Below are 14,080 nucleotides of genomic sequence, written 5' to 3' on the forward strand. Positions count from 1 at the left end.
GGCTCCTATCTGCGTTGAAAGGCCGGTGACATCAGAACAATCCCGATGGCTTCGGGCTTGCTTTCGGCGGCGGCGGCGGCAAAGCGCACCGGCTCATCCGCAAAACCGCCAAGGGTCGTCTCCACAAACACGCGCGGGTCAGGCAGCGGGTTGCGCACATGCCGCGGGACCTGCATCGCCCATGTGACACGGGCCGCGATCCCCTGCGGCGTGATCCAGTCCGCATCGTTTTCGGACCAGCCATCCGGGCCGATGGGCTGCTCCCACGCCTGCCCCATCTGGGCCAGTGGTCTGAGGATAAACTTGATAAACTGCTTGGGTGTGGCCGCACCGGCAACGTCCTGTGCGGGCGATAGGGCCCGGATGGCGGAGGACACGAAATCAATGGGTGGTTTCGCGTTGACCAACTGCGGCTGCCACGACGCGGGGTGATCCAGCAGGGTCGCATAGACCGGCATCAACGCCCCGTCATGGGCCAGATATGTCGCCTCAAGCGCATCGACCAGCGCCGCTTCCGGATCGTCCGAAGTGAAATGCACCGCCAGTTTCCACGCGATATGGCGCGCGGTGGAACGGTGCATCGCGAGATCCTCGAGCGCGGCGCGCACAGACCCGTCATCCCACGCATCCGCATAGGTTTGACCCAGCACTCTCTCCGCCCCCGGTTCGACAAAACCGGCGCGGAAATAGTACCCTTTCTTGGCCTGATAGGTCATGCCCGTGAACAGCTTGGCCAGCTCGGTCACGTCCGTCTGTGTATACGGCGCACCGACGCCCAATGTGTGCAGCTCAAGCACTTCGCGTGCCAGATTCTCGTTCATTCCCGAGGGCTTGCGCCCCGCCCTGCGTTTGGCCACACGGCTGTTTGGCCCCATCGAGCGCGCCTGATCCAGATAGTCCAGCATCACCGGATGCATCACCGCCGATTGCAGCAGATCGGCAAAGCGCAAGGTGATCGCCGGGCGGATGGCATCATCGATATAAGGCGTCGTGGCGCGCCGAAACACGCCAACCTTGCCCCGCGCGGTAAAGTGATCGGCCCAGAACGCCACCAGCCGTTCGCGAAAGGCCGTGTCCGTGAAACTACGCCGCCACAGGTTTTGCCCCACCCAGCCGATCCATGCCTTTCGCGCATCCCGGTTGAGTTGCTGACGCTCTTGCCTGGCCTGCTTTTCCTGCGGGGTGCCGCGGTTCTTGCGTTCCATGACGCGGGTGGCTTGCGCCGCGACCGAGCGGTCGAGAAAGGTGCGGAACGGTTCGGTCGGATAGCGCGCCGCCATGTCATCCGGTGCGGCAAGCCCGTCCAGAATCTGCGTCGCATCGCGCGGGGCCGCGATGTCCGGTGACAGCCCATAGCCGAACCGTATTTCCGCCAGTTGGGGATCAAAGCTGCGCATTCACGGTACCCGGCGCGTTACCTCACGAGATGAGGCAACCTAGCACAAGGTGCTGCGGCGCGCACCCGACCGGCGCTCACGATGTGCAAAGGATCGCCTAGTCCTGCGGAATGACGCGCAGACCAAGTTCCATCAGCTGATCGCTTGTCGGCTCGGAGGGCGCGTTCATCATCAGGTCTTCGGCCCGCTGGTTCATCGGGAACAGGATGACTTCGCGGATGTTCGCCTCGTTCGCGAGCAGCATCACGATCCGGTCGATTCCGGCGGCGCAACCACCGTGAGGGGGCGCGCCATATTGGAAAGCGTTGACCATGCCGCCAAAACGTTTGCGCACTTCACTTTCGTCATAGCCTGCGATCTCGAAGGCCTTGAACATGATCTCGGGGCGGTGATTCCGGATCGCGCCGGACACGAGTTCGTAGCCGTTGCAGGCCAGATCGTATTGATAGCCCAGAACCTCCAGCGGATCGCCCTGCAGCGCCTCCATCCCGCCCTGCGGCATGGAGAACGGGTTGTGTTCAAAGTCGATCTTGCCGGTTTCCTCGTCCCGCTCGTAGATCGGGAAATCGACGATCCAGGCAAAGGCATAGCGGTCTTCGTCCGTCAGCCCCAACTCGGCCCCGATCACGTTGCGTGCACGGCCTGCGATGGCCTCGAAAGTCTTGGGCTTGCCGCCGAGGAAGAACGCCGCGTCGCCGACACCAAGACCAAGTTGCTGGCGGATCGCTTCGGTCCGCTCGGGTCCGATGTTCTTGGCCAGCGGGCCTGCGGCTTCCATGCCACCCTCGACCTCGCCGGATTTCAGCTTGGCCTGCGCCTCTTTCACCGGGATACCCAGTTCCTGAGCCACGGAATCGGCAGTCTTTTCGCGCCAGAAGATGTAACCCATCCCCGGCAGCCCTTCCTTCTGGGCATAGGCGTTCATGCGATCACAGAACTTGCGGCTGCCACCTTTCGGCGCGGGAATTGCGCGGATTTCAGTGCCATCCTGCTCCAGCAGCTTGGCAAAGATGGCAAAACCGGAACCTGCAAAATGCTCGCTGACCACCTGCATCTTGATCGGGTTGCGCAGGTCGGGCTTGTCCGACCCATACCACAAGGCCGCATCGCGATAGCTGATCTGTTCCCACGTCTGATCGACCTTCTTGCCGCCGCCAAATTCCTCGAACACGCCAGTCAGCACCGGCTGGATTGTGTCGAACACATCCTGCTGGGTGACAAAGGACATCTCGAGGTCGAGCTGGTAAAAGTCGGTGGGCGAACGGTCAGCACGTGGGTCTTCGTCGCGGAAACAGGGCGCGATCTGGAAATACTTGTCAAAGCCCGACACCATCAACAGCTGCTTGAACTGTTGCGGAGCCTGCGGCAGAGCATAGAACTTGCCCGGATGCAGACGCGACGGCACGAGGAAGTCGCGCGCACCCTCGGGCGAGGACGCAGTGATGATCGGCGTCTGGTATTCGCGGAACTCCTGATCCCACATGCGCTTGCGTAAGGATGCAACCACATCCGAACGCAGCTTCATGTTGGCCTGCATTTTCTCGCGGCGCAGGTCGAGATAGCGGTAGGTCAGGCGGGTTTCCTCGGGGTATTCCTGATCGCCGAACACCATCAGCGGCAATTCTCCCGCATCGCCCAACACTTCCATGTCGCGCACGAACACTTCGATCTCGCCCGTGGGGATCTTGGGGTTCACCAGCGACGCATCGCGCGCCTTCACTTCACCGTCGATGCGAACGCACCATTCGCTGCGCACCTTTTCGACGTCGGCAAAGACCGGGCTGTCGGGGTCGCACAGCACTTGCGTCATTCCATAGTGGTCGCGCAGGTCGATGAACATCACACCGCCATGGTCGCGCACGCGGTGGACCCAGCCCGACAGGCGCACGGTATCGCCCACATTGGCCGACGTCAGAGCGGCACAGGTGTGTGAGCGGTATGCATGCATGGGAAAGGCCCTTTCGGCGCGTGTCGGAATTCGGCGCAGATACACCGCCCGGGGGCAGGAAAGTCAAGCGCGCAAACTGAAAACGCGGGCCCCTTTCGAGGCCCGCGCGGGTTCTGTCAGGCTTGGGGCCGATCAGGCCGCCAAGTCAAAGCGGTCGTTGTCCATCACCTTGGCCCATGCAGCGACAAAGTCGTGCACGAATTTGGCGGCATTGTCGTCCTGCGCATAGACCTCGGCATAGGCCCGCAGGATCGAGTTCGATCCAAACACGAGGTCCGCGCTGGTGGCGGTATACTTGGTCTTGCCGCTGGCGCGATCACAGATCTCGTAGACCCCCTCGCCTGCCGGTTTCCAGACATAGGACATGTCCGTCAGAGTGACAAAAAAGTCCTGCGTGAGCTGCCCGACCCGGTTTGTGAACACACCGTGGTCCGTGCCGCCATGGTTGGTGCCCAGCACCCGCATGCCGCCCAAGAGCACGGTCAGTTCCGCCCCCGTCAGGCCCAGCAATTGCGCCCGATCCAGCAGCAAATCTTCGCGGCTCTTGTGGGCGCGGTCGGAATGCCAGTTGCGGAACCCATCCGAGAGCGGTTCGAGCACATCAAAGCTGTCCACATCGGTCATCTCTTCACTCGCGTCGCCCCGTCCGGGGCTGAACGGCACCTTGACGTCAAAGCCTGCCGCCTTGGCCGCCGCTTCGACCCCCATGTTGCCCGCCAGCACGATGATATCTGCCAGCGATACGCCGGTTTCTGCGGCGATGGGCTCCAGCTTTTTGAACACGCCGTCGAGGCGGTCTCTTTCGTTGCCTTCCCAGTCGCGCTGCGGTGCCAGACGGATGCGGGCACCATTGGCCCCGCCCCGCTTGTCCGACCCACGGAACGTGCGCGCACTGTCCCATGCGGTTGTGATCATGTCGGACTGGCTGAGGCCAGCGTCCGCGATCTTGGCCTTGACGGCTGCCACATCATAATCGGACTTGCCGGCGGGGATCGGGTCTTGCCAGATCAGGTCCTCGGCGGGCACATCGGGGCCGATATAGTTGGCCTTGGGGCCCATGTCGCGGTGGGTCAGCTTGAACCACGCCCGCGCAAAGGTGTCGCGGAAATAGGCCTCGTCCGCCATGAACTTTTCGCAGATTTCGCGGTAGATCGGGTCGACCTTCATCGCCATGTCCGCGTCCGTCATCATCGGCATGCGGCGCACGGATGGATCAGAGGCATCGACCGGCATGTCCTCTTCCTTTATGTCGATCGGTTCCCACTGGTTTGCCCCGGCAGGTGATTTGGTCAACTGCCACTCATAGCCGAACAGCAGCTTGAAATAGCCCATATCAAACTTGGTGGGCTCGGTCGTCCACGCCCCTTCGATGCCGGAGGTCACAAGCGAGCTGGCCTTGTCCGTCTGGTTCGGGTTGGCCCAGCCAAAGCCCTGATCCGCGATGCTGCCACCCTCGGGCTCGGCACCCAGAACAGAGGCATCGCCATTGCCGTGCGCTTTGCCGACCGTGTGGCCGCCTGCCGCGAGGGCTGCGGTTTCCTCGTCGTTCATCGCCATGCGCGCAAAGGTTTCACGCACATGCAGCGCGGTGCGCGCCGGGTTGGGTTCGCCGTTCACGCCTTCGGGGTTCACATAGATCAGGCCCATGTGTGTCGCCGCCAGCGGGTCGGCCATGGTCGAGGTGTCTTCGAGGTCCTCATAGCGGTTCTCGGACGGGGCCAGCCATTCCTCTTCCACGCCCCAGTTGATGTCCGTTTCCGGTGCCCAGATATCCGCGCGGCCAAAGCCAAAGCCAAAGGTTTTGAACCCCATGGATTCATAGGCGATGTTGCCCGCGAGCAGCATCAGGTCAGCCCAGGAAATCGCGTTGCCGTATTTCTTCTTGATCGGCCACAGCAGACGGCGCGCCTTGTCGAGGCTGGCATTGTCAGGCCACGAATTCAGCGGCGCAAAGCGCTGGTTTCCGGTCGAACCGCCACCACGCCCGTCAAAGGTGCGATAGGTCCCCGCCGCGTGCCACGCCATCCGGATCATCAGGCCACCGTAATGCCCCCAATCGGCTGGCCACCACGGCTGGCTGTCGGTCATCAGCGCATGCAGGTCGGCCTTGATCGCGTCATAGTCCAGTCCCTTGACCGCTTCGCGATAGTCAAAGTCGGCGTCCATCGGATCGGTGGGCTTGCCATGCTGGTGCAGCACGTCAACTTTCAGCGCATTGGGCCACCAGTCTTCGTTGGTGCGCCCGCCAAAGGTGCTCGCGAGGCTCGCACCGTGCATCACCGGGCATTTACCGCTGTCATTTCCGTCCATGTGTGTCTCCGATCAAAGGTTATCAGTCAGCGAAGTAAGCCAGGGCGGAACCCAGTCCAGCCTGACATCGCAATTGGTCCAACAAGGTCACGAATGTGGGGCAGGCATACTTTTGATTCGGCCACGCCCTGTCTTCCCCCCTTATTGATCACGGCGACCATACCAAGGGAAATTCATTAGTTTAAGTTGCATTTCTTTATCGTGATAATAGCTTTGCCTTATGAAGAGCCTCACCCTGCGCCAGTTGCGCTATTTCGATGCCCTCGCCCGCGAGGGGCACTTTGGCCGCGCCGCAGAGCGCTGCGCCATTTCGCAACCCGCCCTGTCGGTGCAGATCAAGGACCTCGAAGAGAGCCTCGGCTTTGCCCTGTTCGAACGCGGGCCCCGTCACGTCCGCCTCACCGCGCGCGGCGAGGCCTTTGGCAAACGCGCCAACGCCATTCTGCGCGAGGTTGCGGATATGGGCGAATGGGCTGACTCCGCACGCTCTGGCACGTTCGAGCGTTTGCGCCTTGGGGTCATTCCCACCATCGCGCCTTATGTGCTGCCCCGGATAATCGCGGACGTCACCGACGCCTTTCCCCAGATCGACCTGCACATTCGCGAAACCGTCACTCCGCGCCTGACAGCCGAATTGCTGGATGGGCAGCTTGATGCGGCGATTGTCGCCCTGCCGATCGAGGAACCCGCGCTGAGCGAACTGCCCCTGTTCACCGAGGAAATGGTGCTGGTGCGCCCCGAACGCGATGCAGGTGCCCCGCCTGTACCACCGGGCGCGCTTGAGGACATGCGCCTGCTGCTACTCGAGGAAGGGCACTGTTTCCGCGATCAGGCCCTGTCCTTCTGCAATATCAGCCCGTCCCGCCCGCGCGATGGGCTGGACGGCAGTTCGCTGTCTACGCTGGTGCAAATGGTGGGCGCGGGCATTGGCGTCACCCTGATCCCCGACATGGCTGTGGGGGTCGAAACCCGCTCAGCCCCGGTCTGCGTGACCCGTTTCCAAACGCCAGCGCCGATGCGGACGGTGGGGCTTGTCTGGCGCAAGACGAACCCGATGGCTGATGCGCTAGCGCAGATTGGCGCGATCGTGAAGACCGCCGCGCGGCCCTGAGCCCCTTTTGCACGGTCCACGCGACGCGTTGAGCCACACCCGAAACCAACGGACCCCGACGACAAGGCGGGTCACGCATGATAGAGATTTTGGACAGCCTGCGCGCGGCCTGTTAGCTGATCATGCGGCTTGATGCGGACCTAGTGGAAATCACGCGGCGCTCACTGCATGTGAGCTCAAGGCGCTATTCGTGGCCTGCATCATCCCGCTGACAGCGGGCACATGGCTGGCCATGCGCCGGTTCAAATACCGCCCTGCAGCCATCATGACGCTCAATGCTCTCATGGGTCTGCCCTCCGTTGTCCTCGGCCTGATCGGCTACCTGCTGTTGCCGCGCGGTGGGCCGTTTGGCGTTATGGGCCTGCTGTTCACCGCCACCGCCATGATCATTGCCCAGGTTGTCATCATCCCGCCCTTGATCATGTCGATCACTTATCAGGCCATTCGCGAATTGTGGGCCGAATGTCACGACCTGCTGATATCCCTGAACACGACGCCGGGCGAGCGGGTCCGCACGCTGTTGTGGGACGGGCGACGTGAGCTGCTCACCGCCGCGCTGGTCGGGTTCGGGCGCGCCATTGGCTGGATGGGTGCGATCATCATCGCGGGCGGCAATATCGATCACATCCCGCGCGTGCTGACCACCGCCATCGCCCTTGAAACCTCGAAAGGGGACTTTGTCTTCATCGCGCTGTCGCTGTTCGTGTTCAACGCCACGGATTGAACCTCAGGCCTGCAGCGCGGTCTCAATTGCGCCTGACAGCTTGGTGACCAACTCGTCGACCTGGTCGTCACTGATGATGAAGGGCGGCGCGAGCAGCACGTGATCGCCGTTCTGCCCGTCAATTGTCCCGCTCATGGGATAGCAGATCAGGCCCGCCTCAAAGGCCGCCGTCTTGATGCGCCCGGCGATCTTGCGCGAAGCGGCAAAGGGCGTCTTCGTCTCGCGATCTTCGACCAACTCAACACCCTGAAACAGGCCCCGGCCCCGGATGTCTCCGACATTCGGATGCTGACCAAACTCGGCCTGCAGGGCCGCCATCAGCTTGTCGCCTTGCGTCTTCACACGCGGAATCAGGTTGCGGTCCAGCATGGCGTTGACCACTGCAACGCCCGCTGCCGCTGCGGTCGGGTGGCCCAGATAGGTGTGCCCGTGCTGAAAAAAACCGCTGCCATTCTCGATCGTTTCGTAGATGTGGCGGCTGCACAGCATCGCACCGATGGGTTGATACCCAGCCCCCAACCCTTTGGCGATGCACAGAATATCCGGCGCGACTCCGTCCTGATCGCAGGCAAAGAGACTGCCGGTGCGCCCCATCCCACACATGACCTCATCAAGGATCAGCAGAATGCCGTATTGATCGCAGATTTCACGGATGCGCTTGAAATAGCCCGGCGCGGCGGTCAGCGCGCCTGCGGTGGCGCCCACCACGGGTTCGGCGGCAAAGGCCATGACCGTCTCGGGACCGACACGCAGCAACTCTTCTTCCAGCAGGTTGGCGGCCCGGATCCCGTACTCTTCCAGCGTTTCGCCATCGCGGCGCAGACGGTATTCGTAGCAGGGATCAATATGGCTCATGTCGATCAGCAAGGGGCCAAATTGCGCGCGTCGCCACGCGTTTCCGCCCGCCGAAAGCGCACCCATCGTATTCCCGTGATAGCTTTGCTTGCGGGCGATCACGCGGCCCCGGTTCGGCTCTCCTTTCTCGACATAGTATTGTCGGGCGAGCTTCAGCGCGGCCTCCATCGCTTCGGACCCGCCGGAGACCAAATAGACCCGGTCAAGATCACCAGGAGCGTGCTCAATCAGCAGATCGGCCAATGTCTCGGCAGGGTCCGAGGTGAAAAAGCCGGTATGGGCATAGGCCAGACTGTCGAGCTGCGCCTTGACCGCGTAGATGATCAACTGATCGCCATGGCCAAGGCAGGACACAGCCGCGCCGCCCGAGGCATCCAGGTATTGCTTGCCGGTCTCGTCGAATAGGTAACACCCCTCTCCGCGCACAGCCGTTGGGGGTAACTGTTTGGTATGGCGGGGAAAAATATGCGACATCGGCTTCTCCTGTTATGCGGCTCCGGGGATTTGCACGCGGCGGCCACCTTCCTGAAAATCGGTGAATGACTGCGCCCAGACGGTGCCGGGCCAGCGCACCTCCATCTCGCCGAGACGGGGGCGATAGACGGCCGTGTAAAGCGTGCCGAACCCCGCCTCGAAGGCGGTGGAATAAAGCGGCGGGCGCAGGAAGGCGCTGATGAACTTGTCTTCGGGATCACGGTGCAGCGTGAGGCGCTGCAGCAGGAACCGCTCGCGTTCAACGGTGGCGGTGAACCGCGCGTGGCTGACCCATTCGACGTTTTCCTGATGGTTGGTGGCCACGGCGGCATGGGTGATCACGGCCGGGCGGTCGGGCGCAACCATGGCCGTCAGATAGTGGCGTTTGGCATCCAGCACGGTGACATTGTAACTCATGTGCGTCGGAATTCGGGCGAGCACCTTGCCCGCCTCTTCGGCCGTCTCGCAGGTCTGCAGCACGTAACGCAGGATCAGCGGCACGCCAAAGCCGCTGCCTACTATGCTGCGCCCACCAAAGGTCAAAGAGACCGAAAGGCCCGCATCGTTCATCCCGTCCACAAGCCCCCACAGCCCGTCCGAGGTGCCAATGACTTGCCGTCCCTGCCAGCCTGTACGCAACAAAAGGCAGTCAAAGGCGTTGGGATTGTAGTCGTAATTGCGCACCAGCACGGGTTCTTCGCCGGTCCAGATCGCCTGTGAACATGCCGACAGGTAGGGCGGCGGGCAGTAAAAACTGAGGAAACGCGCCGCCTGATCGCCACCCCCGGCCAGCTCGCACAAGGAATCGTACAGCGGCATCATTTCGGGCATATGCTGTTCAAGCGCGCGACGACTTTCCAGATAGGACGGGCGGGCCGCATCCCCTTCTTTCAGCCACCAGCGTTTGTAATCCGGCCAATACTCGGCAAACAGCCCGGCCCACTTGGGACCGGGCGTGTCTTCGCGAAGGGCGCGCCAAAGCATAGGTGTTTTCCTTTACAGGATCTTGAACGCTGGGTCCGCGATCGCCGGTTCGGCATGGGCCACGGGCAGCGCCTTGCCGTCCACGGTTTGCTTGATGCCGTGGATCCACTTTTTCGCGCGCTCGTTCAACTGGAAACCTTTGGTCATGGAGCGGCCACGGGTCACGAGGATACCGATATCGGCGCCCTCATAGCGATAGCTGCCCGGCTGCATGATCTGCAGGAAGAACGCCTCGCTCTCGGATTCCACGGCGCGACGGTGATAGTCGAACCGGTCAAAGACTACGCGCCCGTCTTCGAGCATCTTGTAGATACCGGTTTCAGGCGCACTGGTGCAGATGTCGACGGTGTCGTCGGTGTGCTTAATGACCATCTGCGACCAACTGTCGATCATGTCGGGGTTGGCCCACCGGTCGTTCAGTTCGGACGTATCCAGATCGAATTTCTTTTTCGAGAATTCAAGCAGGTGGAACAGGAACAACGGCGCGTCGGCATGGGCAAAGGCCGCATGGTTGGTCATGGACGAGGCCCCGGTAATGCGCGGGTTCAGCTCGCCCAGCCAGATGTCGTTGGTCTTTTTGTCGATCAGGAAATCCAGCTCGAAATAGCCACGATAGCCTTCCTTGCGGAGTTGCTCACCGAATTTGAACGTCATCTCGCGGGCCTTCTGACGCACTTTGGGCGGGAAGGCGGTGGAGAGGATTTCGTTGCCACACCAGCCGCCCCGATAGGGGGTCAATTCCTTGAAACCGACAAGTTCGGTCATCAACGGGCCGACAATTGTCCCCTCTTTGGTCGCGCAGGCCTCGATCGCCGATCCACGGCAGTCGATCCGCTTCATGATTTTGATCTCACCCTCGCCGATGATCTCGTGTTCATGTCGACGGAAATCGGCCTCGGACTTGATAAAGAACGTGGTGTGACCAGAGTCGCCAAAGGCGGACTGCAAGACCAGATCGTGGCCGATATTGGCCTTCTCGCAGGTCTCGCGCAGGTTTTCGTAGGACGTGACCTCGGCCAGCACGTTTGGCACGGACGGAACCCCGGCCTTGTTGCCGATGCGGACGGTTTCGATCTTGTTGTCCATGGAAGACCGCAGCTTGGCCTTTGGGAACCAGACCTGCGCGCCCAGCTCCTTGGACAAACGCTCGGTCTCTTCATCAAACATCAGAAAGACGAATTTGGGCTTGCCGCCACGGCGCTTGATAAAGTCGATGACTTCCTTGTGCTGCAGCAGATAATTGTTGATGTCCTCGATGGACTGGAATTCCGCATGGGGCTGTTCGGACGGGCAGAACACGTTGGGATGCTTGCCGCCATAGCAGTCGATGTAGCAGATATATTTGAAATTCTTGACCCATTCGTCGAGGCCCAGAAGATTAAAGTTGGTGGCCGAGATGAAATAGATCGGGTCGTCGTTGCGATGAAAGAACCGACGGATTTCCGAGATATTCTTGAGAACTGTTGGCATGGTGTGGCCCTTCCTTATTCGGCTGCAGTTTTAAGTGTTTTGGCCTTTGGCACGCTGGCCAAGGCCTGAGGAGTAAAGACGCGCAGGCCCAGATCGTGGCGGTATCCGTGGATTTCGCTGACATCGAGCGCGCGCATGAAGGCGAGGATTTCGGGGCTGATCACCTGCCCCGGCACAAGGATCGGAAAGCCCGGCGGATAGGGGATAATAAAGCTGGCCGAGACGATTTCCTCGCCCGCCTCAAGGGACGCCTGAAGCGAGCCGTCGAGTTCCAGGTAATCGCAGTTCTTTTCATCGTAGCTGAGGTAATAGGCCGTGCGGATGTCCCCTTCGGGCGTCTCATTGTCGGGTCGGAACGCGTCGTGAAAGCGGCTGAAATCCGGCAGCGGCGGGTAGTTTTCCGTCAGGTTCTTGACCCTGCGATCAAAGGACAGCCGCTCCATCTTTGAGGCATCATCCAGAAGGTCATCAAGCTCATTGGCGATCTCGACAAGCACTTCGATCAGATAGGCGACCGAGGACCGCGTGGTGCCGATATTGGTCATGAACAGCACGGTGTTGCGCGAGGTCTTGTTGATCTGGATGCCATAGCGATCCATCAGCACGTCGTTCTTGAACGTATCGCCGTCCCAGCCGGTGCCGCCGACGGACAGGGTCACGCGGGTTGCATCGAGCACAAAATCGTCCTGCGCCCAGCAATCCCACATATCCGTCCAGCCCTGTTCGGTGTCGTAATAGCTGGTCACGCCGCTTTGCCGGTACTGGTTGGGGATCATGTCGCCTGCAGTCAGCACTTTGAAATACTTTTGCAGCAACGGATGGGACGTGATCGCACGGCGCATGGACATCGCCGCTTCGATCTGGCGCTGCACGAACTCGAACCCTTCCAGTTCCACCTGCCTGCGCCCGACATCAAGCGAGGCAATGATCTGGTAGTTCGGCGAAGTGGAGGTGTGGGTCATGTAGGCTTCGTGAAAGCTTTGTTCGACCTCGCCCTTGAAGTCCTGATCGTTCACGTGGATCATCGACCCCTGCCGCAGCGAAGTCAGCGTCTTGTGGGTGGATTGCGTGGCATAGACCCTGATGCGCGCATTCGGCGGTGCGATCAGGCGCGCGTCCAGCAAGGCCTCGTCACTGGCATCGGCCAATTCCTTTTGCTGGGCCTCATAGGCCGCCTTGTGTTCGTCCGTGCGCAACCGCTTGCGCAGGTTGTTGGCGGTACGCATACCCGTACGTTGACGGTATGTCGGGCTGAAGCGGGCAAAAGCAAACCACGCCTCGTCCCACAGGAATACGAGGTCGGGTTTGATGGCGAGGCATTCCTCCATCACCCGTTCAACATTGTAGACCAGCCCGTCAAAGGTGCAGTTGGTTAGCAAGAGCATCCGCACGCGGTCCAGCTTGCCCGCCGCTTTCAGCTCCAGCAACTGGTGTTTGATTTCGCGCAGGGGCACCGCGCCATACATCGAGTATTCATTGAGCGGATAGCTGTCGAGATAGACCACCTCGGCCCCCGCCAGCACCATGCCGTAGTGGTGCGACTTGTGGCAGTCGCGATCTACCAGCACGATGTCACCGGGGCGGACCACGGCCTGCACCACGATCTTGTTGCAGGTCGACGTCCCGTTGGTGGCAAAGAAGGTCTGTTTGGACCCAAAGGCCCGACTGGCCATTTCCTGGGCTTCCTTGATGGGCCCGTGTGGTTCCAACAGGCTGTCGAGGCCCCCGGACGTCGCCGAGGTTTCGGCCAGAAAGATGTTGGGCCCGTAAAACGCACCCATATCCTGAATCCAGTGGCTGCGGGTGATCGACTTGCCGCGACTGATGGGCATGGCATGGAACACGCCCGTGGGCTGCTTGGAATAATTCACTAGCGCGGTAAAGAACGGCGTCTTGTTGCGCGCCTCGACACCGCGCAGGATGTTGAGGTGCAGTTCCATAAAGTCTTCCTGATTATAGAAGACGCGGCGGCAAATCCCCAAATCTAGCCCGGCAATATCCTCGACCGAACGTTCGGTGACCAGATAGGCATCAAGCTCGGGACGGACCCGGGCGATCAGGCGACAGAGTTCGGGGCCGTAATCCTCGGGCTGCATCGCATCGATGGTTTCGGACCCGCCTGCGCGGTTCAGGAAACTGTGCAGGATTTCATTGTCGAGCTTGGATTTCAGCACCAGCCCGGGGCGCACGACGATGGCCTGAATGTTGTGATTGAACAGAACCGCGATCAGCGCGTCCTCAAGGCTGGGGACCACGACGGCCTCGTAGGTGAACGGGTCTTCGACCCGGCGCATCCGCGAGACGTTGGATTTCAGCCAGCGTTCCTGCTGTTCGCTGACACTATCGACGATCAGCACTTCGAAATAGGGTTTGGTCAGCGCCCGTGCCTCGGGGGACAACAGCGCCTCGTCGTCATGTTCTTCCTTGTCGATGCTGTCGCGTTCCAGCGGAATGTGGCGCCGTCGATAGGCGCCAGTGGTCAGCGCGCGTGTGACACGGTGGACGGAAAAGGACAGATCCTCGTAACTGCCGTGATCAAACAGACGACGCATGTGATCAAAGGCGGCCATGCCCGGAAAGGCCCAATAGGGTTCGATCAGGGCCAGCGAGTCAAACAGCTCCTGCACCTTGGCGCGGTTCTTGGCAGAGATTTTGGCAGGTGCGTTGCGCGCAAGTTCTGCGGACACTTCACGCAAGGCGCTCCATCTGTCGGTGCGCAATTGCGTTGCCGAGTAATAGTCGCTGACGGAATCCATCGGTCGTCCTCCCTATTATGGGCTGATCCGCGATGAATGGCCCGTCAGCGT

At 61.0% G+C, this 14,080-nt stretch carries 8 protein-coding genes and 1 pseudogene; 2 read left to right on the plus strand and 7 right to left on the minus strand.

The window, feature by feature from the left end:
• Window positions 1-5: 5 nt before the first annotated feature.
• From Q1A89_RS10795 to katG, 3 genes are all read right to left on the minus strand, one after another.
• Window positions 6-1,397 (minus strand): DUF1800 domain-containing protein, encoded by a 1,392-nt coding sequence (locus tag Q1A89_RS10795; protein ID WP_299727479.1) that lies wholly within the window; start codon window positions 1,395-1,397, stop codon window positions 6-8.
• A 97-nt stretch (window positions 1,398-1,494) separates the two neighbouring features.
• On the minus strand, window positions 1,495-3,345 hold the full coding sequence (gene aspS / locus Q1A89_RS10800) for an aspartate--tRNA ligase (protein ID WP_299727482.1): 1,851 nt from the start codon (window positions 3,343-3,345) through the stop codon (window positions 1,495-1,497).
• 132 nt (window positions 3,346-3,477) lie between these two features.
• On the minus strand, window positions 3,478-5,655 hold the full coding sequence (katG, locus tag Q1A89_RS10805; RefSeq protein ID WP_299727485.1) for a catalase/peroxidase HPI: 2,178 nt from the start codon (window positions 5,653-5,655) through the stop codon (window positions 3,478-3,480).
• 220 nt (window positions 5,656-5,875) lie between these two features.
• Between katG and Q1A89_RS10810 the strand changes: the two genes are divergently transcribed.
• Window positions 5,876-6,766: a hydrogen peroxide-inducible genes activator gene (locus Q1A89_RS10810; RefSeq protein ID WP_299727488.1), complete on the plus strand. Its 891-nt coding sequence runs from the start codon at window positions 5,876-5,878 to the stop codon at window positions 6,764-6,766.
• Between the two features lie 122 nt (window positions 6,767-6,888).
• Window positions 6,889-7,442, plus strand: a pseudogene (locus Q1A89_RS10815) (ABC transporter permease); the annotation flags it as partial.
• A gap of 51 nt (window positions 7,443-7,493) precedes the next feature.
• Here the strand turns inward: Q1A89_RS10815 and Q1A89_RS10820 are convergent.
• The 4 genes from Q1A89_RS10820 to Q1A89_RS10835 are packed head-to-tail and all read right to left on the minus strand — an operon-like array spanning window position 7,494 to window position 14,029.
• On the minus strand, window positions 7,494-8,819 hold the full coding sequence (locus Q1A89_RS10820) for an aspartate aminotransferase family protein (RefSeq protein ID WP_299727491.1): 1,326 nt from the start codon (window positions 8,817-8,819) through the stop codon (window positions 7,494-7,496).
• Window positions 8,820-8,831: 12 nt separating this feature from the next.
• Entirely contained in the window at window positions 8,832-9,803 is a 972-nt protein-coding gene (locus Q1A89_RS10825; protein ID WP_299727494.1) for a C45 family peptidase, read from the minus strand.
• Window positions 9,804-9,815: 12 nt separating this feature from the next.
• Window positions 9,816-11,273, minus strand: a complete 1,458-nt coding sequence (locus tag Q1A89_RS10830; RefSeq protein ID WP_299727497.1) for a biotin carboxylase — start codon at window positions 11,271-11,273, stop codon at window positions 9,816-9,818.
• Between the two features lie 14 nt (window positions 11,274-11,287).
• Window positions 11,288-14,029, minus strand: a complete 2,742-nt coding sequence (locus Q1A89_RS10835; protein WP_299727500.1) for an aminotransferase class I/II-fold pyridoxal phosphate-dependent enzyme — start codon at window positions 14,027-14,029, stop codon at window positions 11,288-11,290.
• Between the last annotated feature and the right edge of the window lie 51 nt (window positions 14,030-14,080).

Source organism: uncultured Tateyamaria sp. (assembly GCF_947503045.1).
Lineage (GTDB): Bacteria > Pseudomonadota > Alphaproteobacteria > Rhodobacterales > Rhodobacteraceae > Tateyamaria.

Bases quoted from the DNA above. Each gene is read 5' to 3' on its own strand.
- Q1A89_RS10820 (WP_299727491.1), bottom strand. From the start codon at position 8,819: ATGTCGCATATTTTTCCCCGCCATACCAAACAGTTACCCCCAACGGCT.
- Q1A89_RS10825 (WP_299727494.1), bottom strand. From the start codon at position 9,803: ATGCTTTGGCGCGCCCTTCGCGAAGACACGCCCGGTCCCAAGTGGGCC.
- Q1A89_RS10835 (WP_299727500.1), bottom strand. From the start codon at position 14,029: ATGGATTCCGTCAGCGACTATTACTCGGCAACGCAATTGCGCACCGAC.
- Q1A89_RS10830 (WP_299727497.1), bottom strand. From the start codon at position 11,273: ATGCCAACAGTTCTCAAGAATATCTCGGAAATCCGTCGGTTCTTTCAT.
- katG (WP_299727485.1), bottom strand. From the start codon at position 5,655: ATGGACGGAAATGACAGCGGTAAATGCCCGGTGATGCACGGTGCGAGC.
- Q1A89_RS10810 (WP_299727488.1), top strand. From the start codon at position 5,876: ATGAAGAGCCTCACCCTGCGCCAGTTGCGCTATTTCGATGCCCTCGCC.
- Q1A89_RS10795 (WP_299727479.1), bottom strand. From the start codon at position 1,397: ATGCGCAGCTTTGATCCCCAACTGGCGGAAATACGGTTCGGCTATGGG.
- aspS (WP_299727482.1), bottom strand. From the start codon at position 3,345: ATGCATGCATACCGCTCACACACCTGTGCCGCTCTGACGTCGGCCAAT.